Annotated in this window: 23 protein-coding genes; 14 read left to right on the forward strand and 9 right to left on the reverse strand. The window is 43.2% G+C overall.

Annotated features, from left to right (window positions below; all coding sequences use genetic code 11):
- Window positions 1–467: 467 nt before the first annotated feature.
- From IGQ44_03975 to IGQ44_03985, 3 genes are all read left to right on the forward strand, one after another.
- Window positions 468–656, forward strand: a complete 189-nt coding sequence (locus IGQ44_03975; protein HIK37132.1) for a hypothetical protein — start codon at window positions 468–470, stop codon at window positions 654–656.
- 1,083 nt (window positions 657–1,739) lie between these two features.
- The gene (locus IGQ44_03980) at window positions 1,740–1,961 is read left to right on the forward strand and encodes a hypothetical protein (GenBank protein HIK37133.1); all 222 of its coding nucleotides are present in this window, start codon (window positions 1,740–1,742) and stop codon (window positions 1,959–1,961) included.
- A 2,740-nt stretch (window positions 1,962–4,701) separates the two neighbouring features.
- A complete protein-coding gene (locus tag IGQ44_03985; GenBank protein ID HIK37134.1) occupies window positions 4,702–5,355 on the forward strand; it encodes a fimbrial protein in 654 nt (217 codons plus the stop codon).
- 11 nt (window positions 5,356–5,366) lie between these two features.
- On the opposite strand, the gene IGQ44_03990 is transcribed toward IGQ44_03985, so the two are convergent.
- Window positions 5,367–6,728 carry a HAMP domain-containing histidine kinase gene (locus IGQ44_03990; GenBank protein ID HIK37135.1) on the reverse strand — a complete coding sequence of 454 codons (1,362 nt, stop codon included), beginning with the start codon at window positions 6,726–6,728 and terminating at the stop codon, window positions 5,367–5,369.
- Between the two features lie 53 nt (window positions 6,729–6,781).
- Here IGQ44_03990 and mdh point away from each other — a divergent pair, with 53 nt between their 5' ends.
- Both mdh and IGQ44_04000 read left to right on the forward strand, forming a co-directional pair.
- Window positions 6,782–7,768, forward strand: coding sequence for a malate dehydrogenase (mdh, locus tag IGQ44_03995; protein ID HIK37136.1), 987 nt, complete (start codon window positions 6,782–6,784; stop codon window positions 7,766–7,768).
- 89 nt (window positions 7,769–7,857) lie between these two features.
- Entirely contained in the window at window positions 7,858–8,403 is a 546-nt protein-coding gene (locus IGQ44_04000) for a dCMP deaminase family protein (protein ID HIK37137.1), read from the forward strand.
- A gap of 42 nt (window positions 8,404–8,445) precedes the next feature.
- Here IGQ44_04000 and IGQ44_04005 read toward each other — a convergent pair whose 3' ends face one another.
- Window positions 8,446–9,048 (reverse strand): nitroreductase family protein, encoded by a 603-nt coding sequence (locus IGQ44_04005; protein HIK37138.1) that lies wholly within the window; start codon window positions 9,046–9,048, stop codon window positions 8,446–8,448.
- A 104-nt stretch (window positions 9,049–9,152) separates the two neighbouring features.
- On the opposite strand from IGQ44_04005, the gene IGQ44_04010 reads away from it, so the two are divergent.
- Window positions 9,153–9,905 carry an MBL fold metallo-hydrolase gene (locus tag IGQ44_04010; GenBank protein ID HIK37139.1) on the forward strand — a complete coding sequence of 251 codons (753 nt, stop codon included), beginning with the start codon at window positions 9,153–9,155 and terminating at the stop codon, window positions 9,903–9,905.
- Here the strand turns inward: IGQ44_04010 and uvrB are convergent.
- Window positions 9,902–11,896 (reverse strand): excinuclease ABC subunit UvrB, encoded by a 1,995-nt coding sequence (gene uvrB / locus IGQ44_04015; GenBank protein HIK37140.1) that lies wholly within the window; start codon window positions 11,894–11,896, stop codon window positions 9,902–9,904. The genes IGQ44_04010 and uvrB overlap by 4 nt on opposite strands.
- A 426-nt stretch (window positions 11,897–12,322) precedes the next feature.
- Here uvrB and IGQ44_04020 point away from each other — a divergent pair, with 426 nt between their 5' ends.
- The gene (locus tag IGQ44_04020; protein ID HIK37141.1) at window positions 12,323–12,466 is read left to right on the forward strand and encodes a hypothetical protein; all 144 of its coding nucleotides are present in this window, start codon (window positions 12,323–12,325) and stop codon (window positions 12,464–12,466) included.
- A 462-nt stretch (window positions 12,467–12,928) separates the two neighbouring features.
- On the opposite strand, the gene mutT is transcribed toward IGQ44_04020, so the two are convergent.
- Window positions 12,929–13,327, reverse strand: coding sequence for an 8-oxo-dGTP diphosphatase MutT (mutT, locus tag IGQ44_04025; GenBank protein HIK37142.1), 399 nt, complete (start codon window positions 13,325–13,327; stop codon window positions 12,929–12,931).
- A 492-nt stretch (window positions 13,328–13,819) separates the two neighbouring features.
- Here mutT and IGQ44_04030 point away from each other — a divergent pair, with 492 nt between their 5' ends.
- Complete coding sequence (locus IGQ44_04030; GenBank protein ID HIK37143.1) at window positions 13,820–13,981, forward strand: hypothetical protein; 162 nt, start codon at window positions 13,820–13,822, stop codon at window positions 13,979–13,981.
- A gap of 1,689 nt (window positions 13,982–15,670) precedes the next feature.
- Here the strand turns inward: IGQ44_04030 and IGQ44_04035 are convergent.
- Window positions 15,671–16,954, reverse strand: a complete 1,284-nt coding sequence (locus tag IGQ44_04035) for a dihydroorotase (GenBank protein ID HIK37144.1) — start codon at window positions 16,952–16,954, stop codon at window positions 15,671–15,673.
- A 21-nt stretch (window positions 16,955–16,975) separates the two neighbouring features.
- Window positions 16,976–17,215 carry a hypothetical protein gene (locus IGQ44_04040; GenBank protein ID HIK37145.1) on the reverse strand — a complete coding sequence of 80 codons (240 nt, stop codon included), beginning with the start codon at window positions 17,213–17,215 and terminating at the stop codon, window positions 16,976–16,978.
- Between the two features lie 251 nt (window positions 17,216–17,466).
- On the opposite strand from IGQ44_04040, the gene IGQ44_04045 reads away from it, so the two are divergent.
- Complete coding sequence (locus IGQ44_04045; protein ID HIK37146.1) at window positions 17,467–17,667, forward strand: hypothetical protein; 201 nt, start codon at window positions 17,467–17,469, stop codon at window positions 17,665–17,667.
- A gap of 21 nt (window positions 17,668–17,688) precedes the next feature.
- On the opposite strand, the gene IGQ44_04050 is transcribed toward IGQ44_04045, so the two are convergent.
- Complete coding sequence (locus IGQ44_04050) at window positions 17,689–17,898, reverse strand: RNA chaperone Hfq (protein ID HIK37147.1); 210 nt, start codon at window positions 17,896–17,898, stop codon at window positions 17,689–17,691.
- A 39-nt stretch (window positions 17,899–17,937) separates the two neighbouring features.
- Between IGQ44_04050 and IGQ44_04055 the strand changes: the two genes are divergently transcribed.
- Both IGQ44_04055 and IGQ44_04060 read left to right on the forward strand, forming a co-directional pair.
- Window positions 17,938–18,780, forward strand: coding sequence for a diaminopimelate epimerase (locus IGQ44_04055; protein HIK37148.1), 843 nt, complete (start codon window positions 17,938–17,940; stop codon window positions 18,778–18,780).
- 188 nt (window positions 18,781–18,968) lie between these two features.
- Entirely contained in the window at window positions 18,969–19,271 is a 303-nt protein-coding gene (locus IGQ44_04060) for a DUF1830 domain-containing protein (protein ID HIK37149.1), read from the forward strand.
- Between the two features lie 179 nt (window positions 19,272–19,450).
- Here IGQ44_04060 and rseP read toward each other — a convergent pair whose 3' ends face one another.
- Window positions 19,451–20,545 (reverse strand): RIP metalloprotease RseP, encoded by a 1,095-nt coding sequence (rseP, locus tag IGQ44_04065; protein HIK37150.1) that lies wholly within the window; start codon window positions 20,543–20,545, stop codon window positions 19,451–19,453.
- 130 nt (window positions 20,546–20,675) lie between these two features.
- On the opposite strand from rseP, the gene IGQ44_04070 reads away from it, so the two are divergent.
- Both IGQ44_04070 and gatC read left to right on the forward strand, forming a co-directional pair.
- On the forward strand, window positions 20,676–21,197 hold the full coding sequence (locus tag IGQ44_04070) for a photosystem I assembly protein Ycf3 (GenBank protein ID HIK37151.1): 522 nt from the start codon (window positions 20,676–20,678) through the stop codon (window positions 21,195–21,197).
- A 19-nt stretch (window positions 21,198–21,216) separates the two neighbouring features.
- A complete protein-coding gene (gatC, locus tag IGQ44_04075; GenBank protein ID HIK37152.1) occupies window positions 21,217–21,504 on the forward strand; it encodes an Asp-tRNA(Asn)/Glu-tRNA(Gln) amidotransferase subunit GatC in 288 nt (95 codons plus the stop codon).
- A 74-nt stretch (window positions 21,505–21,578) separates the two neighbouring features.
- On the opposite strand, the gene ftsH2 is transcribed toward gatC, so the two are convergent.
- Window positions 21,579–23,453, reverse strand: coding sequence for an ATP-dependent zinc metalloprotease FtsH2 (ftsH2, locus tag IGQ44_04080; protein HIK37153.1), 1,875 nt, complete (start codon window positions 23,451–23,453; stop codon window positions 21,579–21,581).
- A 278-nt stretch (window positions 23,454–23,731) separates the two neighbouring features.
- Here ftsH2 and IGQ44_04085 point away from each other — a divergent pair.
- Window positions 23,732–24,447, forward strand: a 716-nt coding sequence (locus IGQ44_04085; GenBank protein ID HIK37154.1) for a pentapeptide repeat-containing protein, incomplete at its 3' end; no start/stop codon positions are given.

Raw genomic sequence — 24,447 nt, forward strand, 5'->3', positions numbered from 1 at the left:
TAAACCTAGTATCTAACAAAGGCAGGGAAATGCCATTAAGGATAAGGATAAAAGTATTGACAACAACGGCAGAAGTTTTAGATTTGTTGGCGGTGTCTATAAATTAATATCAAAAAACTAAAGGAAGAATCCCATAAGCCAGCCTCATTCAGATACTCTTACCAAATCGGAAGAAAGACTCGCTATTGTATACCTTCCAAAGGATAGATTTTATTAGGAGAGGATGAAAAAAGAAGATACCGGCAGGGAAAACATAAGGAGGGAAGAGTATTTTGTCGGCCAGGAGGGGAAAATGAAATGAGATGTAACAACGGCGGAGAAACAACCTTACGGGGAAATACAAAAACAGTAGAAACAATTGATTTGTAGGCAAAGACAAAATTCTGACATAAAAAAACTAATGGTAGAAAAATCTCCCCGGCGGTGAAAGGAAAATACTATTATCAAACAACCACATTGGGGGAGTTGTGTTTTCTAGTGACGACAACAGGATACTATTAGATAAATTAAGGTTATGTTTGTCACAAGTGGGGGAAAATAATCCTACTTACTGGCTGGCGACAATAAGAAGAAACGAGTATCACACAAGGGGAAAAAATTCTGTCAGCTGTATCAATCCACCCCCAGACGACAACAGAAGAATTCTCTTGGCATGAAAGGATAATAGTTTCAGACACAAGAGAAGGGGTTTTGTCGATGAGGGTTAGAAAGTAAAATCCAGCGGCGGGAATATGCTTTAATCAGACAACCACTATTGGCAGCCTCTAACACAACCAGGGAATATTCCACACATGGCGAGACACTATTATGAGACAAATTATGAGACAGCAAGAGAAGATTTTGTAAGTTGCAAGCTGTGGCGAGAAAACTACATCAGACAAATCAGACAAAAAAAAACAAAAAAGACAACAACAAAACAATTCTGTTATGTAGGCAATACTGAGGTCCCCTTATCAGGGTATAATCCCTTCAGTAGGCCATTAGGATGAGAAGATAATGACATCAAAAAATAGGAGAAACATTTTGTGAATGGTTTTGTGAATGGGTAGGGGATAACACCTGGTAATCATCAACTTCCCTAAAGACAAACTCATACCCAACAACGGCTGAAAAATTCCACCAACCCAATCCTAACTAGAGAGAATCCTCATCCCGCTATCGGAAAAGACAATTAGTCTCTGTTTGTTTCTAATCCCCATAACACCACTTTTTTGTCTTAATAGTGGGGGATTAATAGGGGGCTCAATCGCCTAACAATGATAATCATTATCCTAAAGTTAGGTTAAGAGGCAGTTTATATCCCCATCACTAGAGGTAAAAGAGGTAACCAATCCCACAGGAATAATAACCATCATCCTAAATTCAAAGAAATTAGGTAAGGGAAAATGGCAAGTCTAGATGAGGTTTCAAGGCTTATTTGAGGTATGGGGAATGAATGTATGGGTATCAAGTGGAGTGACTAGTCTTCGCGGGAAAAGAAGTGACTATTCTGCCTAACAAGGGAGTCACTGGGAATGAGGCATAACTGACCGCATACGAATGATAATCATTCGCATATATTTGGTGTAACCAGTCTGCCTGCTAACCCCTAGGAAAGACTAGTTGTATACCAATGACAATAGTCATCCCGTTGTCAGAGAAAAATAACTGGCATGCATAATGTAAACAAACCTTCTCCTGTGAGGGGAAAGAAAGTAATTTAGGCTGCATAGGGATAACAATAGTCTCCTTGTATCCCAATGACAATAATCATCCCGTTGTGGGGGAAGAATAAGGGTTATGCATGCCCCAAACAATCCCCCCTCTGGGGAGTAGCAGTGATAGTAACTCCCACCAATGGTAAGGGAAGAATGGGAGAAAAAGATTATAGACGAACGATAATCATTATCCTACAGTTGACAGCCATAGATTGCCTCCAGGTAGCTGAAAAGGTAACTGGTTTGTCTTTCCACCCCCCATAATTCTGCCATTGTGAAACAAAATCAACCAATGGATGACTAGTCTACCATATGGAAATCAAAACCACCACCAACGAGTACGGTGAAAGTGACAGGCTATCATGAATGTACATTAATTGCTGGAGGCATCACTGACAGCCAAAAAATACCAACCCTTACTATGCTATCAGGGGTTATCCAAAAGAGGGATAACTAGTTTTCACCTGTAGAAGGGGGATAACCAGTCGGCATCTGTTGACTTTTCCCTCTTGCCAACCATTAGTAGATGGAAAAATGGTAACTCACCAGATTTCTACACCTCTGGTGGGTATATACCAATGAAAATCATCCCTCTACCACTAATGGGGAAAACTCAGTCTGGGTAACTACAAGAATCATCCCTCCTGGAAAAAGTAGTCAACTGGTGTTAGCAAAAAGTTATGATGAGAAGAGGGGTTAGTGGCATATCAATGAGAATCATCTCCCCACCACATCCTGAATTCGAGGGAATAAATAGACTCCAACCCCCGACTGCATAGCAATGGAAATAGTCATTCCGGGTTTAGCCTTTGAAAAACTCTGTTAGTATTCCTGTCACAGGCGTCAAACCAATTTAAATTTTAATCACCATCCCAACTTTTGAAAAAAGTCAATCAGTCTGCGGGAGTAAAAAAGGTAACTAGTCTTTTTGTCAACAACAATCATCCCCCTTTCCTGGAAAAAAGAGAATAACTAGTATGCCACCCGCTGACAACCTCCACCAGTGGGGTTACCCGGATTGAGGGATTGTTAAAATTATAAAATGATAATCATTATTATTTAATCTCCAGGGATGGGAGAGTGGCTGGTATATATGGATAAAACTTATTCTGATTATCAGAAAGGGGGGGGTGACTGATGTGGGTAAAAAAAATTGATATTCATAAGACGAGTAATCGCCTGTCAATGAAAAGGCAAAGGCAAGGTTGACAGTAAGAAGGCTAGAGGCAAGTTAAATAATCATTGTCATATTCGGAAGAGACACCAGTTAGAGGGAGATTAATATCCCACTCACCCCCAACCTATGGGGTGACATAAATGACAATTAGACTATCCGCTAGTTTTTGCCTTTGTCTGTATGAGGGGGATGACTAGGAGGCATACCAATAGCAATTCCTCGGAAGCAGTGACTGTAGACGAATGATAATCATTTTTTTACCATTGGGCAGAAAGAGAAGTTAATGAATATGGGATAATGTAGGGGAAAGGATGATAATCATCATCCTGTAGTCGACTACACCCACCACTCAGTTTGTCTGTAGGCAACTGGTAGCCTACTGTGACACCTCCTAGGAGTTTAACTTACTGCAGAAAAATACAGTGAGTGAGTCAACAGGAGGAAAGATGCTATCCTCAAGAAGGGAGGATATGAATGGAAACAAATGATAATCATCCTCCCACGGTTGGGGGTAGATAATCTTCATGGGGAAAAAGTAGCCAGGAAAGCCTATAAGTAGAAAGTCACCTACTCCATGAAACACTATCAGTCATTACCCCAAAAGTAAGGCTTGAATAAAAAACCCCCTGCCAATTATTCGTCTACCACCCGGCTGACAAATAGCTAGTGTTTATGGGAGTAATAATCCCTTGTCTATGGGGGTATCCGGAAACTGATGGTATGCTGTAAGGGGAAATAGCTAGTAGGCAAAGTAGGCAAGCTTTTGTATTTGGAGTCTGCCTACCAATAATACCCCCATTACTACTAGTCACATCTTGTTATTAGAGAGGGTAACTACTTTTTTCCTGTCTCTGCCTATGCCTAGCAATGACAATCCCCCCAAACTAACCAGTCTACCTACTAATGCCCCTAAAAATAGTTCCCCTCGTATTCCATTATCTTTTCCGGAAAAATAGCCAGTCTATCCAATAACAAAACCCCTGGGAAAGGCTTAGTCATACACCAATGACAATCATTATTCCCCATTTTCAACAGGCTATTGCGAAGGGGTGAAAAAATACCAAGTGGGGTTGAGTGGGGAAAAGAAAGCGGATTGGAGGCAAGGGGAGAAAAAAGGCGACTGAAAAAAGTGGCCAACTATAGACATCTTGATTCTGCCATCAGTTAGGAGAAAATAGCCGGCAGGAAAAAGGTTATCAGGAAAAGGAAAAGTAGCTTTCCTGGGTAGAAAACTATTACATTATACTCCTGTAATGAGGGAAAGGTAGGCAGTCCCATCCCAACCCTCTGTTTAGGCAATTATAATGGGGTATCATGGGGGAGTACTGAATGTAAAGTAATGATAATCACTCTCCTGGGGTTTGTGGGGGTTTATGATTATAAAATGCACCTGTGGTGGGGGTGGGAAATTAAAAAGACTTGCTGTCATAAATTGGCGTGTGGGAGAAAAGATATCTAAATTTATAGTAATTATAATCATTATCTTGAATTTAACTAAACAACCACCATCTCAGTCTGTCTACTAGTTATCAACCAACTCTCAGTTAGTAGTCAACTGTAATATGCCTCAGGAATTTAATCAACTGCATATCAATAATAACCATTCCCGTATTCGGGGCGATGGGGGGGAAAATACCATGAGACTTATAAGAAGTTGGGGGTTATTGTAAAGTCAAACGCACATTTGTCTCCAGTTGAGGGAAAGCAAGACTTACCGGCAGTGAAGGTAGACTAGTAATGACAATTCTTCCACAGTTGGACCAAAAGAGAAGGGGGTAAAAGATTTGCTATCATCATTGGGGAAGTGCAAACGGGAGGGAAGAATAAGTGAGTAGTAACCGGGAGTTGAAAAAGAAACTGTTAGAAAAGATTGAGGGTTTAGCAAAAAGAAGGGGTTTAAATCCGAAATGCCCTTTAACTGATACACCTCTTAGCCAAGAGGAAAAAGAGGAAATAGAGGCGATAACTGAGTATTTGGAGTCACTTAACCCCTTTCCCAAGCCTCTGGTATATGGGGTGAGTTTATTGGATGGGGTGTGGCAACTACACTATTCTACCGCAAGGGAAATTCGCCGCCTCAACCAATTGCCCTTCGGCCTACAATTATGTCGTGTTTATCAGACTATTAACACCAAAGAAAAGACATTTTTTAATATAGCTTTTGTTGAACATAAGTCGGGAATAATTAGGGGATATGTGAAGGTGACCGCCTCCTTTTACCCCAGGTGTGAAGAGGGAAACCTTCTACCTGACAATGTGATTAACGTCAACTTTGAAAAACGCAGCTTTGCTATACAAAATATGGCGGGGATAAAGACGCCTTTTTTTGAGCCAATTAGAATTGTCGAGGCAAGAAATCCTCAGGAGAGAATCCCTAGTCTGAAGATTACATACATAGACGAAGATATGCGCATAGGGAGGGGAGGGGATGGCAGTTTATTTATATTATCTAGGCGTAAAGAAATTCCAGAATTGTCGTAGTAAAAACAGAATCACCTGGAGGAAATTTTATCGAGGTAAGCTGGGAGGGTTACAATGAAATTTGTTCCCTGGTTTTCTCTACTCTCAACCCGAATTTTGCCATGATGAGTTTCTACTATTGCTTTAGCAATTGCTAGGCCTAACCCTGTGCTATAATGGCTCGAGTCAGGATGAAACCGGGCTTTTTCACCCCGGGAAAAACGCTCAAACAGGTGAGGTATTAAACTGGTGGGTATTCCAACGCCGTCATCTTTAACCTCAACTTGATAAAAGAGTTTTCCCTGTCTTTTGTGACAGCTAAGAATGACTTTTACTGTGAGTTTATCCTTCTGTTTTTCTAATCCTCTCCCATGAATAATACTGTTGGAGACCAGATTGGTAAAAAGACGATATAACTGACCCCATTCTCCCAAAATGGTAAAAGTTTCTCCGGAGTAGTCAGTACATAGGGGCATCTCTTGGATTATAAGGTCAATTTCTGTCTGGTTTTGTTTAGCAATAATTTTTTGATCCTCTACGACTTCTAATAACAATGAATCAAGGGGAATAGTCGAAAAATCAGAGTTGGAAATACCACTATCATGGCGGGCCAAAAATAGCAAGTCGTTAACCAAATTGTTAATCCTATCAATCAGCCTATCTACAGTCTTAAGGGATTGAATTTGAATGTTCAAATCAGGAGAAGGGGAGGATAATAAACTTTGAATGTTAGCCTTAATAGTGGCAAGGGGATTGCGTAACTCGTGGGAAACATCTGCAGTAAATTGTTTCAAACGCTGATAAGAATCTTTTACGGGTTGAATGGCAATGCCAGATAACCACCAACCAGTAGAGGCAACAGCAACAACTAAAAGAATAATCCCAACAGTCAAATCGAAGATAAGTTGACGAATGGGTTTAATGATGTCAAAAAGGGGATGGCTAACTCTTAAGTAACCCAGGGTATGCCCGTTTCTTTCAACCTCCTTGGTAATCTGACGGAGAAGATAATCGGAAGAGATACGAATGGTTTTACCGCCGGGATGAGAAGAAAGGGGAATGGCTAGGGGTTTATCCGAAGTTTGCCATAACAGTTGACCATCAGCACTAAACCATTCTAGGTCAATATGGTCTTCTTCAATCTGATTGGTGGCTAGGGGGTGTTGATGGAAACTCTTTTGTAAATTAACTTCATATTTGTCTTCCCCTTGGAGTGGACGAGTAATAATTAAAGAAGGTTCCACTACCTCAATAACATGTTTTAAGGTGTCGTCAATGCGAGCCAGGAGTGTGTTATAAAAGTAAACATAAATAGATAGGGCAAAGATAACCAATAAAAAGGCGGTGACAGCAGTATACCACAGGGCCAAACGAATACGGGTAGTCTGAAACACGGCTACTAAAGGTAAAAGGTGGTACAAGTAAAAATTATGGGGGATGAAGAAAGATGACGACAGCGGCACAAGAAGACAAAACATACAAGAGATATGCTAAAGTCTCCATCATAGGGGCGGGGAATGTGGGAAAAACCCTTGCCCAAAGGGTAATTGAAAAGGATTTAGCAGATGTCTGTCTATTAGACATCGTAGAAGGGTTGCCACAGGGGATTGCCTTAGACTTGATGGAGGCACGCCCTTTGGAATACCATAGTCGTTCAATTGTAGGAACTAATGACTATAAAGACACGGCGGAATCAGATATAGTGGTAATCACGGCTGGGGTTGCAAGGAAGCCGGGAATGAGTAGGGAGGATTTGTTAAAGACAAATGCCCAAATAGTCACTACCGCCGCCACAAAAGCGAGAGAATACTCCCCCAATGCCGTATTCTTGGTAGTCACCAACCCCCTGGATGTAATGACATATCTGGTGTGGAAGACAACACAGCTACCCCCTCAAAGGGTGGTAGGAATGGCGGGAGTATTGGATTCCGCACGTCTACAAACATTTATTGCCATGGAGTTAGGGGTGGCAGTAAGTGATGTCCATGCTCTAGTATTGGGAGGACATGGGGATTTAATGTTACCCATACCTAGATATTGTACAGTGGGGGGGGTGCCAATTACAGAATTAATGGCAAAAGAAACTATAGACGCCCTGATTCAACGCACAAGAGACGGGGGTGCGGAGATTGTAAGACTGTTGAAAACGGGTAGTGCTTATTATGCCCCTGCTTCTAGCGCTTGTTATATGATAAAATCCATCCTACTAAACGAATCCAGAATCTTACCGGCTGCCGTATATCTAGATGGGCAATACGACTTGAAAGACATATATATAGGTGTGCCCTGTAGGCTAGGCTGCAGCGGGGTAGAAACCATCATTGAAATTGCCCTAACCCAGGAGGAAAAAGAGGCCTTACATGCCTCTGCCAGGGCAGTGCGTGCTAACATAGACATGGCCCTGGAATACCTTGCCAAGAATGGTTGCCGCTAGTATTCCCCTAAATCTACAATAGTCAAACCAGCTTGGATAACCCCCAAAAAAGGATATAATCGAAGGGGCAGTCTATCCATAGGTTATGAATGGGAGACTTGGAGAGAGAAATATACCGCCCCACGTGGGATGAGTATTTCATGTTACTAGCTAAATTAGCATCCACCCGCTCCACCTGTCTAGCCTTTCCCGTGGGTGCGGTTATCGTAAAAGATCGTCAAGTACTGGCAACGGGTTACAACGGCGCCCCTCCAGGCTCGGTACACTGTACTACACAAGGCTATTGTTACGAGGGATTAAGTAGTTGTATTAACAGTAGTAGTCTACCATCTCGCTCAGTTCATGCAGAGGCCAACGCCATAGCACAAGCTGCAAGACACGGCATTTCGACTCAAGGGGCAAGTATATACGTTACCCTTGAGCCCTGTATTGCATGTCTAAAGTTGATAATATCGGCGGGCATAAAGGAGGTTTATTATGAGACAGACTTCAATGCCGGGGAGAAGCTGATTGTGAGAGACGCTTTTATTGCCGATGGCCTAATTACCCTCAAAAAGATAAAAGTAAGAGAGGAGGTAGCGAGGAATGCCTGTCGCTTTCTCCTCAACCCGGTTTCCCTTCCCAATTTTTGCTAGTGAGCACCCCGCCCCATGCTAACACTCATGATAGCACATTTGCTAAAAAGAGTCAAAGAAGACCACCTCGGACATGTCCAATGGACCTGACCTTTCCCTTGCCGGTTCTAGGGCTTTACCTACAGCTATCATCAAACATATTACATGGTCTTCAGGCAAGCGTATGAGCTCGGCTACTTTATCGGGCTCAAAGCCAATCATGGGGCAGGTGTCGTACCCCATGGCTTTAGCGGCCAGCATGATAGTCTGGGCAGCAATTCCCGCCGATCTCATGGCCTCGTCCCTTTGCAATTGTTCATTATTCTGGTAGAATGAGGTTATCATGGGGACGATCTGTCTTTGCACTGCCTCCGGGGCGTTACGCCAATATCTTTCCGGTTGTTTGGCCCAGGCTTTCAAATCGCCACATACTAGAATAACGATAGAGGCGTCTGTCACCTGTGCCTGATTATAGGACACTTTTCTTAACTTTTCCTTAACTTCTGGCGTCTTTACCACTACAAATCGCCAATTTTGCATGTTAAAGGAAGTGGGGGAAAGAAGGGCATATTCCATTAGGGTTTTAATTTCCTCATCTGTCATCTGGTGGTGGGGATTGAATTTTTTTATTGATCGTCTTTCCCTAATTGCTACCAGTGTGTCCATTTGTTAAGAATTAATAATGATTGTTTCAGTTTTTTAATTTTAGCCCCTCTCGTAGGAAAAAGAGGGGTTAGCTACAATTGATTAAACCCGGAGGGGATTTGGTTATGCGACTGACGTGGTTGGATAGTAATTCCTGGCTGATAGAAATCTCCCAGATAAGGATTTTACTGGATCCCTGGTTAGTGGGGGCACTAGTATTTGGCAATTTACCCTGGTTATTCGAGGGGAGGAAGAGAAGCAGTCATTCTCTGCCAGAAAACATTGATCTGATTTTATTATCTCAGGGATTGGAAGACCATGCCCACCCCCCCACCCTAAGGGTTTTAGATCATAATGTACCAGTAGTGGCTTCTATAAGTGCGGCAAAAGTTTGTGAGGGTTTAGGCTATACACACATAACACGTCTGGAACATGGGCAAACTCATATCTTTCGTGAGACAATTGCCATCACGGCGGTGCCTGGAGCTCCTGTAGGGCCTACTACCATAGAAAATGGTTACATTATTAGGGATATAGTCACAGGGGAGTCAATTTATTATGAACCCCATGGTTTTCATTCTCCCAGTTTACAACAACAGCCGCCAGTAACTGCCGTCATCACCCCTTTGACAAGTATTAGAATACCTTTTGTGGGGCCAGTAATCAAGGGAGGGGAGGAGGCAGTAAAGGTTTGCCGATGGTTGAAGCCACAATATCTTCTCCCCACTGCGGCTGGTGGTGACATTGAGTTTCAGGGTTTACTGGCTAGAATTTTAAAGACAGAAGGCAGTTTAGAAGCTGTACAAAAGTCTCTTTCCCTAGCTAATTTAGCCACTACAATCATTGAACCAAAACCCTGGCAGTGTATCACCATTTAATTGCCTTTTAATCTCTCCCTTAACCGTATAATTTTATCTCTGTATTCCGCGGCTTTCTCAAACTCCAACTGGGAGGCCGCTTTTTTCATTTTTTCCTCCAACTTGCCAATTAATTCTGGTATTTTATCCAAGCCGATTGTTTCAAAATCTTCCTCTGGCATTGTCGAGTGTTTTTCTTTGTTTAACTGTCTAGATATTTCCAAGAATTCCAGAATAGAATTGCCACATTTTTTCTGAATGGCCTTGGGGGTGATATTATGTTGGCGATTGTATTCCATTTGGAGTAGACGACGACGGTTAGTTTCGTTTATAGCCTTTTCCATGCTTTCCGTGATATTGTCAGCATACAAAATAGCCTTGCCATTGACATTTCTTGCTGCCCTACCTATTGTCTGGATAAGGGATTTTTCCGAGCGTAAAAAGCCCTCTTTATCTGCATCTAAAATAGCTACTAAGGACACCTCTGGCAAATCTAATCCCTCCCTCAACAAATTGACTCCTACTATGACATCAAAGTCTCCATTTCTTAATCCCTGTAAAATCTCAATTCTCTCAAGGGACTGAATTTCGGAGTGGAGATACTGGACATTTACACCTTTTTCCTGCAAATAGGAGGTGAGGTCCTCTGCCATCCTTTTGGTTAAAGTAGTCACTAACACTCTCTCTTTACGTTTTACTCTTTCCGTGATTTCGGCCAACAAATCATCTATTTGACCTTTAGTGGGGCGCACAACAATTTCTGGATCCAAAATCCCAGTAGGACGAATAATTTGCTCAAAGATATTATTTCCTGATTGTTCCAATTCCCAGTCTCCAGGAGTAGCGGAAACAAAAATACATTGATTAACTTTCTGCCAGAATTCTTCAGCCTTAAGAGGGCGATTATCCAGGGCACTAGGTAATCTGAAACCGTGTTCAATTAATACTTCTTTTCTAGAACGATCTCCATTATACATAGCCCTAATTTGGGGAACAGTTACATGGGATTCATCTATTACTAATAGCCAATCTTCAGGGAAATAATCTACTAGGCAATCTGGGGGCTGGCCAGGTTTTCTACCTGCTAAATGCCGAGAGTAATTTTCAATGCCGTTGCAATAGCCCGTGTTTTTTAACATTTCTAAGTCGTATTTTGTTCGTTTTTTCAACCTGTCTGCCTCCACAAATTTCCCCTGTTTTTCTAATTGTTGTAACCTCTCTTCTAACTCCTCTTCTATTGCCAAAATTGCCCTTTGTAATTGCGCTTCAGGAGTGACAAAATGGCTGGCAGGATAAATATTAACTCTGTCTAACTGTATTTCCACTCTGCCGGTGAGGGGATTCAAGATGGAAATAGCATCAATTTCATCGCCAAAAAATTCTACTCGCAGAATGCGATCGTCATAGGCTGGCACAATTTCTAGCACGTCCCCTAGTAGTCTAAAGGTAGCACGAGAAAATTCAGAATCACTACGACGATATTGAATATTGACCAAATCCCGAATCAACTGACGGGGATTGTATTCCTGGGATACCCTGAGGGAAATGGCAGCTTTTAGATACTCCACAGGCATCCCTAACCCATAGATACAACTAATCGAAGCTACAACGATAACATCACGTCTTTCGAATAGAGAACGTGTGGCAGAATGGCGTAACATTTCAATTTCGTCGTTGATAGAGGCGGTTTTTTCAATGTAGGTGTCGGTGACGGGGATATATGCTTCTGGTTGGTAATAGTCGTAGTAGCTGATAAAATACTCCACTGCGTTGTAAGGAAAAAGCTGTCTTAATTCGTTACACCACTGAGCCGCTAATGTCTTATTATGGGTAAGGACTAGAGTAGGTTTTTGATACTGTTCGATAACACAAGCTATGGTATATGTTTTACCAGTCCCAGTAGCACCTTTTAGAGTCTGAAATTTATTACCAGCCCTCAACGATTCTAACAAACCCTTTATAGCCTGTGGTTGATCTCCCGTTGGCGAAAACTCCGATTTAAGGATAAACATAGCTCTATGATATCTCGCCACACTTCAGATTCAATTTAACATAAACCCCGAGCCGCTACCGATAAGTTATTGTTTTGAAGAAATATGCTTACCTCCTATGACTAATATCCCTTAAGACAGACAAGGTAGGAAAGACGAGAAACTATGACAGATGTGCGTTTACATGGCTGGGGAGGCATTGGTGGGGAAAAAGTGATGAGGGGGTTAAAGGCACTGTAATAAACCCTGGCTGCTGCATATTTCACCCATTTGCAGATAAGTCATTGGATTCCATAAGCAAAGATTTTTCCCATTGAGGTGAGAAGCTACAGAGATGAAATGGATGAGGTGGGTAAATCCCCTCACTCAGGGGAGTGACAACCATAGAGGTTTCACCCCGACGCCCCGTGGCTGCGCAGTGAATGACCCATTTCTCCGATAATACTGATGATTTGGAGTCTTTTTCGGGGAAGACTGATGTATGATGACACCAAGGGTAAGGGATTGGTGACCATGGGGATTTCCCACCATAGCCCACTTTTGCCACCAACACCCCCTACTACTGGCATATCCTATTGTCTCTACGGCTAACCCCTAACAAGGGGGGTGGAGTTATATTCTTTCTTCACATTTCTTAATTTTCTCTTCCTTCCCCGCCGCTTTACTTCCTGCTAAAATGGGGGGGCGGGTCGTGCTGGCTTATTCATGTGCCCTTCCATGGGGGAGTAGGCCGGGTGGGATTTTAACGATAATCATCACCATTAACACGGCAACATCCAAAACAAGCAAACGGCATCAATAGCGGGGATTGGAACAAAAGCGGGAGGATTGCAAAAGCGCAACCTTTGATTCTAGGCACCGCGCATACCCCCTCTTGGCGTTAACAGCAGGCTGGAGATTTTATGAAATAAATTATCAATAACCCCGTTGCTCGGCCCTCCGGGGGGCGCCCATTAACGGCCAATCTAGCAGAGAAGGGAGAAAAATGTCAAGGGGAGGGGGGTGTAGCGTAGAAAGGGTCTATTATTATACACCTGTACTGGTAAAAGTAAATCAGGAAAACTGTTTTTGCAGAAGGCAGATAATGGGAAGATTGGCGGGGGGAAACTCAAACTCATGTAGTTGTGGCACTCTTACCCAGGCTATTTCAGCACATTGTAGCGGTTGGGGGGTGCCAGTGACAATCTCACATAGGTAGACATAGAGGGTAACGACAAAAGAGGGGTAGGAGTGGGTAATTTCTGTCAGAAATCGATTCACCCTGACAACAACCCCCAACTCCTCTTGGATTTCCCTCACAATACACTCCTCTGCTGTCTCCCCCGCCTCTATCTTGCCGCCGGGAAACTCCCACAGATTAGCCATTTCCCCTCTAGGCAAACGTCTGTCAATCAAAACCTTCCCGTCATTGACGATAACCGCCACTCCAATTCGTTTGTGAGGCATAGTCATGAGTTTTTGCTGCAACATGTTAACAATTGTCTAGGAGAAAACCATCTTACATCCAACTCAAAATTAGTGGCTAGTGGTTGGCAAGGGGAGAATGAGGGGCAAAGGACTAATGGGAATACAACAGTTATCTGTTACCATCATTTGGCTTTTACCATAGTCTTTTATGGTGGGGAAAACAGCCGTTGTCTGTAAATGTTCATGCCCGTAGATTCTATCCCAAAATAAACGACTATATAGATGTTGAAAAAATGGGAGTAGCCAGTATTTATTGGGATTATTTTTTTAAAAACATTAACTCCGCATTTTAATATCCAGAAATTATATCATTATCCGCCAGTAAAATTTTATTAAAATATATTGTATTCAACCTATCTGTGAATTTAATATTTTGGATATTAGCCCTATTTAACCAACCATCCTATTTTAAAATTATCTCGATGATAGATAGTAGGAATAAATCATGGATATTTAGTTTAGCGAAACAAAAAAAGTATGACTTTTAGGATAATATCTCTCATGGCCATTTTCCGAGAAAAAAAGGTAACAGTAGATTGCACTACTGAATATTGTCCACGGAAGATGAAAAATGACGGGGCGAATAAGGAAGATATTATTGCCTGTCTGACATACAGAATAAATCTGCCGGCGGATTAGGTTACACTTTTACAACTAGCCAGAGATATTTTAAACAATCCCCTTCAACAAGGTTACCTAGTCATTTTAAATGCCTTGAATTGTTGAAATAATTTAAACCATGCAAATCCTTGGTTACCGTTTAACATCGAGAGGACTTATTTACTTGAAATAAATTCTGGGCGGTGGAGTTTAATTTGGAGGTGTTAACCCCGAGATATTTGAGAATATTGAAATATTAATATTCTTCGGAATTCAGGTTTAATTTGAGCAAACAGCTGGTAAATTACTGGTAGTATAAATAAGACGGCGGAATCGGGAGTAGTTGAAAATGGCCACCAAAATATCCCTACTTTAGTCAATTCAATCTCCCATTGTATTGTAAAAAAATCAATCGTAAAACATAATTGAACCTAGCCGTGGCAAGGGTAATTATATTCTTGCTGCCTTGTCCTCATTTGACAATAACAATATTGAAATAACTGTGAGGGTTGAAATACATAAACATTATGGGCAGTATGCCAAGTTTAGTATAATTGAATTTCATCCGTCTGGAAATCCAAGTAGTGGCATAAAAAACTTCTCAAAATAAAAACCTACATTTTTGTGACAAAAGTGAAGTCTTAACCCCGGGGAATCCTTGGTTAACCAACTAAAAATTAAGCCAACTCTCATCAAACAATTGCCCTAAGGAATTTAATGCTGTCACGGGGCAATCTTGATATTGGCTAGTGCATTGTCTTGAGATTGCTAAGTGTTTTCCAAAACACTAACTTACATCTGACACTTATGTTAGGCAATTCTTTCATAAAAAAATTATAATTATGCCAAGGTATTTTAACTATAAAATTGTGAAAATAGGCCAGTTCAATATAGACTGCCACACTGGAAATTTAATGCACCAAATTTAATACACCGCCTCAATATACATGTGAGGATAGGAGGAGATTTGGTTTTCTTGAGTAAGAATTTGCCTATACCGGAAATTTATAAAAATTCTCCCCAGAAATGGAGAGAAGGGATAAAACATAATTTCGCCCGCTGTGAAAATGGAGTTGGGAAGGATTAACAGCCATTTATTTGACTATTATTTTCTCCCATTTTAATGTTGAATGAAGGTCTACATCCCAGAAATGTTTTGATTCCGGAAATAATAGGATAGAGAAGGAATGTATCCATTTTATCAGGGACAAATGTCCGGCGCGCATATAATACCATGGGGATGAAAAATAGCCTAATTTCCCAATATTTTGCACGGGGAAATGCTTCCTATAGAATAGCCATAATTCTGCCATTGAAAGGGAAGGCACTATTGTTGGACGATAAGAGGTACTTTTTAAGTTTTGACAACCAGAAAAATGCCGTGTTTACCCTCCCAATACTGAACTCATCGAAAGTAAATAGTTCTCTGAAATCAATAACATCTTCTGATAGTAAAAGAATAATAACAAAAGAGGTTGTCGGGGGAATAGATACGGGGAGTAAATAAGCCAGTATTATTACACCAGCCGAAATAGAAAATGAAGTCAATCGAATAAGAAAGGAATACAGAATGCCCGTCTACAAAACGGCATGGAATGACTATTTAGAGGTGACTATTTAGAAGTTTTAAAAATCAAAAGTAATCTAAAAACCTAGGACTATTTTAACGTCAAGTCAAAAGGAAAAGGGAAAGGAAAAGAGCAATCGACATTAAAGTATAAGGCAAAGTTATGGGTTTTTGCTACAGGACAACAGGGCAATAACCCTCCCCTTGATTTCCTTGTCTAACCAATAGGTGTTAGAAGAAAGGGATTTTAAAGAGGAGGCAGTAACTTGCCATCGGGATTGGGGAGAGAAAATAACTAACTCTGCTTCCTCTCCCCTAGCTAACTTCACCGGCTTTTGGTTTAAACAGCGAAGAGGATTAACAGACAAGGCTCGCCATAATTGTATAGCCGACAAATAGCCGGTGTCTACTAGATTCTGCCACAACAATGGTAACGCTAATTCTAAACCAATGGCACCGGGGGGGGCAGCCGCAAAACCTACATTCTTCTCCTCAATAGTATAGGGGGTGTGGTCAATGGCAATAGCGTCGATAATACCAGATTTTACCCCCTCTATTAGAGCTAGACGATCGTCTTCTGTGCCCAGCGGTGGCTCAAAACGTAGGTTAGGATCATAACTAGCTACTACTTCTATGTTAAGCAGCAGGTGATGCCAATTTACACTGGCAGTAACAGGCAAATTCTCCTCCTTGGCGCGTCTTATCAACTCCACCCCCTTTTGAGTGGAAATACGCATCAGATGAATGGGGGTTCCAGTAAAGGATACAATCTCTAATAGGGAAGCAATGGCTACTGTTTCTGCAATGAAGGGGCTACCTGTAAGACCCAAACGTACAGAAGTGCGACTCTCTCTGGCTACTCCATCCCCTCGTAAATGTAGCTGGGTAGGAGACAAGGCTATGGGCAATTGAAACATACGTCCATATTCTAACAACCTTCTGACCAGCTGAAGATTATCATGAGGGCGGTTGTCAGTAAAACCCACCACCCCCGCAGAGGCCAAATCTGCCAATTGGGCAATATTCTTCCCCCCAAGACTGTCTGTGAGGGCGCCCCAAATATAACAGCGAAGGGGAAGAGAATCAGTTTGTTTTTTTAACCAGGTTACCGTATTAGGATTATCCACAGGGGGATTGGTGTCAGGAAGAATGGCTACCCTTGACACCCCTCCCGCCCTCGCCGCCGCAGCTAAACTTTCTAGTGTTTCCCTCTCTTCGTAACCCGGAGTGCCACTGCTACAGAATATGTCAACCAACGCGGGTGCTACAACCAAACCAGTGCCATCAATGATTTCTATTGAGCCCTCAGAATCCTCAGCAGAAAGGTCGACTTTTGGGCTAATTTCCTGAATAATACCATCTTCAATAAGAATATCCCCGACTTGCTCGATTTGTGTATTGGGATCTAAAATTCGGACCTGTTGTAACAGTTTTCTACTACTCACCTTATTTTCCCCCAAAGGGCTCTAATCGGCTAAACTTTCCCAAGCCCGAGTTATTATTTTACTCAACCAGCGTCTCTGTACATGATCTAATATAGGATCCTCCCTTAGTATTTCCTTTACTAACTCTTCTAGGGTTTTTCCCTCCCTTCTGGCCCTTCTCACTACTTCTGCTATAGCCTGTGCTACCAACTCAGGGGAAACCCTTGTTTTTGCCTCTTTAGCCCTTCTCGCCACTTCTTCTATCTCTACAGAGCCTATCATCTTTCTCTCCCTCCTCCTATAATGTTAACTTTTGTAACAAGACTCTCATTTTTCCCTTTTTCAAAAGTCTAGCGCTAAACGAATCAATGCTCAAGTGAATAGAGGTTTTTCTTAACATTTATCTCTCCTATGCTTAACATTCATTTATATTAAACATGGTATTAATTTTTGTAAAAAAAAGAAAATTGGTAAAATTTTATACAGAATTTTGTTATAATAGTGGCAGAGGGAGGAAAAAGGAGGAAAAGGGTATGAGAACTGAAAACCAAGCAAGGGCATTAATGGCAAGACACCACCACCTGGTCAAAAACCGCCAACAGTCCATGTTGGGAAGGACGGCTGCAGAATTGGGGATTGACATAAATCCCAAAGAGTATTGGAATCCAGTACAAGGCAAGCCTGATCCCAGTTTTCGGGCTGCCTACGATCGCAGTCACGCCGCCTTGAGCTGAAAAGAACTAGAGAAGGAACATCTATCGGTGTCTCATATAGGCAATAGCGTGAGTCCACACCAAAACCTTTTCCTGATTCACAGTAAATATTGCCAGACAATTGTCATCCTGCCAACGGATAACCCCCTCGAAAGTCTTGTTGTTGAGCAAGACAACCTCCACGGGGGTTTGATTTTTGATGAGAGACTGAATTAGTCGTACACTGGGTAAGCCGGTGTTAAAGACAGTCATAATAGTTGTTGTGGTCAATTACAAGTCAAAAGTTTAACAATGACACTGAAGTTTAGCAAATATCACGGCTTGGGCAATGATTTTATTTTGATTGATAATCGTCACCAGTCCCAATTATTAATATCCCCCGAGGAGGTAGTAAGACTGTGTGAGCGGCATTTTGGTGTAGGGGCTGACGGAGTGATTCTGGTGCTACAGGGGCAGGATGGTTGTGATTATACTATGAGAATCTTCAATGCTGACGGCTCAGAAGCCGAGATGTGTGGCAATGGGATTCGTTGTTTTGCCAGATTTGTCAGCGAATTGGAAGGCAAAGAAGAAGTGGGTAGGACTTATCGGATCAAAACCCTAGCTGGTGTCATTTCTCCCACCCTTATGGGAAATGGACAGGTGAAAGTAGACATGGGCCAACCTCAATTAGAGGCAGAGAAAATTCCCACCACCCTTGGCGAGAGGGGGAAACCAGTGGTGAGTGTCCCCCTAGTTGTAACCCATCAGGAATACTCCGTCACCTGTGTTAGTATGGGTAATCCTCACTGTGTTATTTTTGTAGATGATTTACTTACAATAAGACTAGAAGAAATCGGCCCCCTGTTGGAAACCCATCCTGCCTTCCCTCAAAAAACTAACGTAGAATTCGTCCAGCCAGTAAACGCCAACCACCTGAAAATGCGAGTTTGGGAAAGAGGCGCCGGAATCACCCTTGCCTGTGGCACTGGCGCTTGTGCCACCCTGGTGGCTGGCGTGTTAAATAACCTATGTAACCGGACAGCTACAGTTGAGTTACCGGGAGGTTCCTTGCAGATAGAATGGAATCCCCAAGACAATCATGTGTACATGACTGGCCCCGCTACAAAGGTATTTTCCGGAGAAATAACCTAAAAAAAAGTGCTAATTGTTACCTGGGAAAAAAATTAAGGATTTTTTCATTATTTCCCAGAAATATGATGAAAAAAGAACAAAAGAGGTCTAATACGGGGATTGGTAGCCCACTTTACAACCAAAACTGAGTGTAGAATGTTAACTTAGGTGTATAAACTTAATGGGAATTAATTTGCTGGACAAGAACCATGGCACAAATACTAGACCCAGTCCCAAACAACGGTGGTAAGAGTATCCTCTGCTGTTACGTCAATGCCACCAGCAGGATCCAGGTGGTGAGAATAACTAACATCAAAAATTGGTATTTTGAAAGGGTAGTATTTCCAGGACAAAGACTGATTTTTGAGGCTTTACCAGAGGCTGTTTTAGAGGTTCACACTGGTATGATGGCCAGTGCAGTCCTCTCTGACAAAATTCCCTGTAGTACGCTCTCTATAGAAGAACAACAAGAAGAGACATCCTCCGAAAGGGAAAAAGTACTAACTTCTTAAGAGAAAATAGTGGGGAAAATTAGAATACTTCTCTTCTGACGTTTAAAAACCCCTCAAATAACAATAAGAATTTAACTGGAAAACCCCTTTCCGCTGACGGAATTTAGCCCTCATTGCCAAGAGAATTTGGATGGGAAAAGGGCATAGTTTCTCTTATGCCCCCCCGTGGTGCCTGAGTTTTAGTTGGCCAAGAATTTTTGCACAAAAGCCAAATTGGCAGTGTCTCTTAGGATCAAGAAAAATCCTAACCCCAACAAAAGTGCTAGCCCAGTTTGCACAATCCCCTCTTGTATCTTGTTGGGGAGAGGTTTGCCTCTAATGGCTTCCAACAGAAGAAACAACAGTTGTCCTCCATCAAGGGCTGGAAGGGGCAGAATGTTAATAATGGCAAGATTTATACTAATAAGGGCTCCAAACTGCAAAAGACTGTTTAAATCATCCCTGGCCAGCTCGGCGCCAACTGCCACAATGGCAACAGGACCTGCTAGTTGGTTGGCATTCTCTTGAAAATTAGTGAGTAGCTGTCTAAAACCATTGAGAGTCAGCTCAGTATAGTTTTGAAATTGGTCAGCTGCAGTGGTTAAAACTTCAAAAAAACTACGGGCGGGGCGTCTGACCACCTCGCCGTTGGGGGCCAACATGACACCGATTCTTCCCTCCCCCTTGTCGCCAGGGGTGGGGGTGACAGGAATATAAAGAATCTCGTCCCCTCTCTTGACGGTAAACTGGAGGGTTTGGTTGGGAGACTGTTGGATGATTGTCCTTAACTTCTCCATTCCTTCTTGTTGCGGGGGAAGAGGTTTATTGTTAACAGCCAAGACAACATCCCCGCTTTGCAAACCGGCGGCGATGGCGGCAGAGTTAGGTTGGTCTAGGATTTGTGGTATTAAGACTCCCTGCTGGTAGTTGATTTCCTGTATGCCATTGATGGCTACGTGCCCCACCAGGAGAAAATAAGCAAAAATCAGATTAGCAACAACCCCGGCACTAATAACAATAACCCTGTCCACAATAGGGCGATTGCGCAGTAAATCCGGGTCATCGGCGGGAATCCCGCTATCTGGATCATCGTCGGGGAAGGCTACATATCCCCCCAAAGGAAAAGCCCTTATGGCATATTCTGTCTCCTCGCCCTTATACTTGAAAAGGGCAGGCCCAAAACCAATGGAAAACCTATTCACGTGAATCCCCTGTAGTCTCGCCGCCCCAAAGTGTCCCAACTCGTGCACCACAATTAGAATCCCCAAAACAGCAATCGCCGCCAAAACTGACATATATTCTTTCACTCTTCTCTAAAATGCCACTTAAGACCCATTATAGTAGGAAAAGAAGTAAATTCTCACCCGGCCGGCTCCCCCGGAAGCTACAATACCATAGCTAGATGGTCTCTATGAAGAGGATAATATGCCCAGGACTCAGAAAAACGCTAACTTTATAGACAAAACCTTTACAATAATGGCAGATATTCTCCTCAAAATTCTCCCTATTGATGCCAAAGCAAAAGCGGCCTTCGTCTACTATCGAGATGGCATGTCAGCTCAAGCAGAAGGAGAATACGCCGAAGCCCTGGAAAACTACTATGAAGCCCTCAAATTGGAAGACGATCCCATTGACCGCAGTGAGATCCTATACAATATTGGTCTGATCCATGCCAGTAATGGGAAACTAGAAGAAGCCTTGGACTACTACCATCAGTGTATAGCCCTAAACCCCCGTAAAGCCTCCGCCTTCAACAACATTGCCGTGATATACCACTTCCAGGGGGAAAAACTCAAACAGATGGGCAAAGAAGACGAGGCAGAGGCCATGTTTGACAAGGCGGCAGAGTACTGGAAACAGGCCATTCGCCTAGCCCCAAACAACTATCTGGAGGCTCAAAACTGGCTGAAAACCACCGGTAGAGCCGACATTGACCTACTATTATAGCAGTAATAAAAGGAGTTCTATGAGTCTAAGTGAGGCAGAAGTAAGAAAAGTAGCCAATTTAGCCCGTCTACAGCTAACAGAGGCAGAAGAAAAACAATTTGCCCGACAGTTGAGTGATATTCTCGACTACTTCCAACAATTACAGGAATTGGACACGGAAGGGGTCGAACCAACCACCAGGGCAATCGAAGTAAGTAATGTCACCCGTGAGGACCTCCACATCCCCTACGGAAACAGAGAAGAACTGCTCAATTTAGCCCCCATAAGGGAGGACGAATTCTTCCAAGTGCCCAAGATCCTCACCTAGGGGTGTGATAAGGGGGCTTTTGGGGTTTACAATCATAAACCCCTACTTTATTACCCCTACTCTATAGCCCCCGTTCACTGTGGTACGAATCTCTCTTTTTCTGGCACTTCGGTGTACTCGGCTACAATTTGCCGGAATTCCTCCCCGTCAATGGTTTCTTTTTCAATCAACAGGTCCACCAGGCGATCAATAACCTCCCGGTTGTCGCGGATAATCTGACGGGCTACCTGATGGCCGTGTTCGACAATTTTCCTGATTTGCTCGTCAATGTAGGCCGCTACCTCTTCAGAATACTCCGCCCGACTCATCCAACCCGCACCTAGGAAGATTTCGCCCCCTACCTCTAGAGAAAGAGGTCCTAGTTCACTCATCCCGAAACGGGTTACCATCTGTCGCGCCAGTTCTGTAGCCTGTTGTATATCTCCCGCAGCTCCTGTGGTAACCTCGTCATAGCCAAACACTTCCTCCTCGGCAGCACGACCGCCCATAGCACCGGCAATACGGGCCATGAGTTGCGCCTTGGTGAGCATGTTCTGTTCCTCTCCGGGCATGAACCAAGTCAAACCCTGGGCGCGGCCACGAGGAATCAGTGTTACCTTTTGTACTGGATCGTGATCTTTGAGGAGAGTGCCCACGATAGCATGTCCCACCTCATGGTAGGCGATAAGACGTTTACTCTTGCTGTCTACCAAGGGGGTGCCCTCCATCCCCGCTACCACCCTGTCAATGGCATCATCAATCTCCAACATGGTAATTTCCGGTTTGCGACGACGGGCAGTCAAAATAGCAGCCTCGTTGAGGAGGTTAGCCAAGTCAGCCCCACTGAAACCGGGAGTGCGACGAGCAATAGCCTCTAAAGACACCTCGGGAGATAATTTCTTGTTGCGGGCATGAACTTCTAAAATTGCCACTCTGCCCTTAAAATCCGGTGGATCTACTATTACCTGACGGTCAAACCGGCCAGGACGTAGCAAGGCGGCGTCTAACACGTCTACCCGGTTGGTGGCAGCAATGACAATAATCCCCGTATTGCCCTCAAAACCGTCCATTTCCGTCAGCAACTGGTTGAGGGTTTGTTCCCTTTCGTCATTACCCCCACCAATACCGGCTCCCCTCTGTCTGCCAACGGCGTCAATCTCGTCGATGAAAATGAGACAGGGAGCATTCTCCTTGGCTTTCCTGAACAAGTCACGCACCCTGGAGGCCCCTACCCCTACAAACATTTCCACAAATTCCGAACCAGAAATGCTGAAAAAGGGAACCCCCGCCTCGCCAGCAATAGCCTTAGCCAGTAGGGTTTTACCTGTACCGGGAGGTCCTACTAATAATACCCCCTTAGGTATTTTTGCCCCCACGGCGGTGAATTTTTCTGGTTGCTTCAAGAAGGTGACAATCTCCTGTAACTCTTCCTTTGCCTCGTCAATTCCAGCCACATCGTCAAAGGTAACCCCCGTTTTCGCCTCCATCATGAAACGAGCACGGGATTTGCCAAAATTCATGGCTTGTCCCGGACTTCCTGGTATATTGCTAGAACGACGGAACAGCAAAAACAGGGAGCCAATGAGTAACATGGGGAATAGTAAATTGCCCAAAAGCCCCCAAATTGCCCCGTCATTGCGCGCCGGGTGGTAATCAAAGGTCACTCCTGACTCCTTCAACTTTTCAATTAATTCAGGGGTAGCCCCGGGCAGATCCACTCTCAGCCGTTGGACTTGATGCAATTCAGGATCAATAGCTTCCACAATAGCTGTACGACCGTTGTCATATAGGTCAACACTGCTAACTTTCCCCTTTTCCAGGTATTCCAAAAAGCGACCATAGGTCATACGGGTGCTAGCAGTGTTAATGCCACTGCCCATGTTAACCACAAAACTCCCCTGCCACAAGAAAAAGCCTACCACCAAAAGAGGTATAGCCCACAGGAGGAGTGTTCGCCAAGATGATTTCATAATTGTTTCCCTTTTAAATGTTTTCCCTTGTCTATTTTTTTGCCAGGGAAGTATTGTTAATCTATTATCCCTGGTTTTTTTCTTTTCTTTTCCTTTTTTGTCCCAATTAAAATAACAAGTCCTTCTTAACTAAACTTAACATAATTCTCAGGGGGGTGACAACAGTGTCTTTGCCAAGACATTTCGGTTTTCCCCCCTGGCCAGGATTATTGTCATCAATGTTGCCAAAACCGCTAAGATAAAAGGAGAAAAGGAAATAAGGGCAATAAGATTTATCTATGAAACTGAAAATAGCCGAGATATTAGCGAGATATGAGCTGGGAGAGAGGGATTTTGAGGGGGTAAAGTTGGTGGAGGGGGAAATTGTAAGGGTTAACCTAAAGGGGATAAACTTTAAAAAGGCAGACCTGAGAGAGGCAAGACTAGGACAGAGTAACTTCCAGGACGCCAATTTGGAGGGAGGGGATTTAAGTGAGGCAGTATTGTGGGGTACGGATTTCCAGAATGCTAATCTAAGGAGAGTTAGACTGAGAGAGGCGGATTTGAGCAATGCTAACCTGAAAGGGGCTTGTTTGGAGGGGGCATGCCTAATTCAAACCATCCTCACTGGTGCAAATCTAAAAGATGCCAATCTCAGTGGTGTTATTGCTGTTAACGCGGATTTTAGGCCCTCTTTCGACCATCGCACCAACCTGACAGGCGCAAATTTGAGCAATGCCGAGTTGAGTTACAGCCATTTTTCCCATGCCATCCTTTACCGGGCAATTTTAGATGGTGCAAGACTCTGTAGAGCACATCTTGGTAGACTGATAGGAAGGGGCAGCATGGGGGCAGACTTGACAGAAGCCAGTTTGAGGGGGGCGGATTTAAGCTACGCTGACCTTACAGGTGCAATAATGATAAGAGCAAACCTTAAGGATGCAGACTTAACAGGCACAATCCTCGAGTCAGCCACCCTCACCGGCGCCATCATGCCCGATGGCACTGTCCATCC

The sequence above is a fragment of the Geminocystis sp. M7585_C2015_104 genome (assembly GCA_015295805.1).
Classification (GTDB): Bacteria; Cyanobacteriota; Cyanobacteriia; order Cyanobacteriales; family Cyanobacteriaceae; genus DVEF01.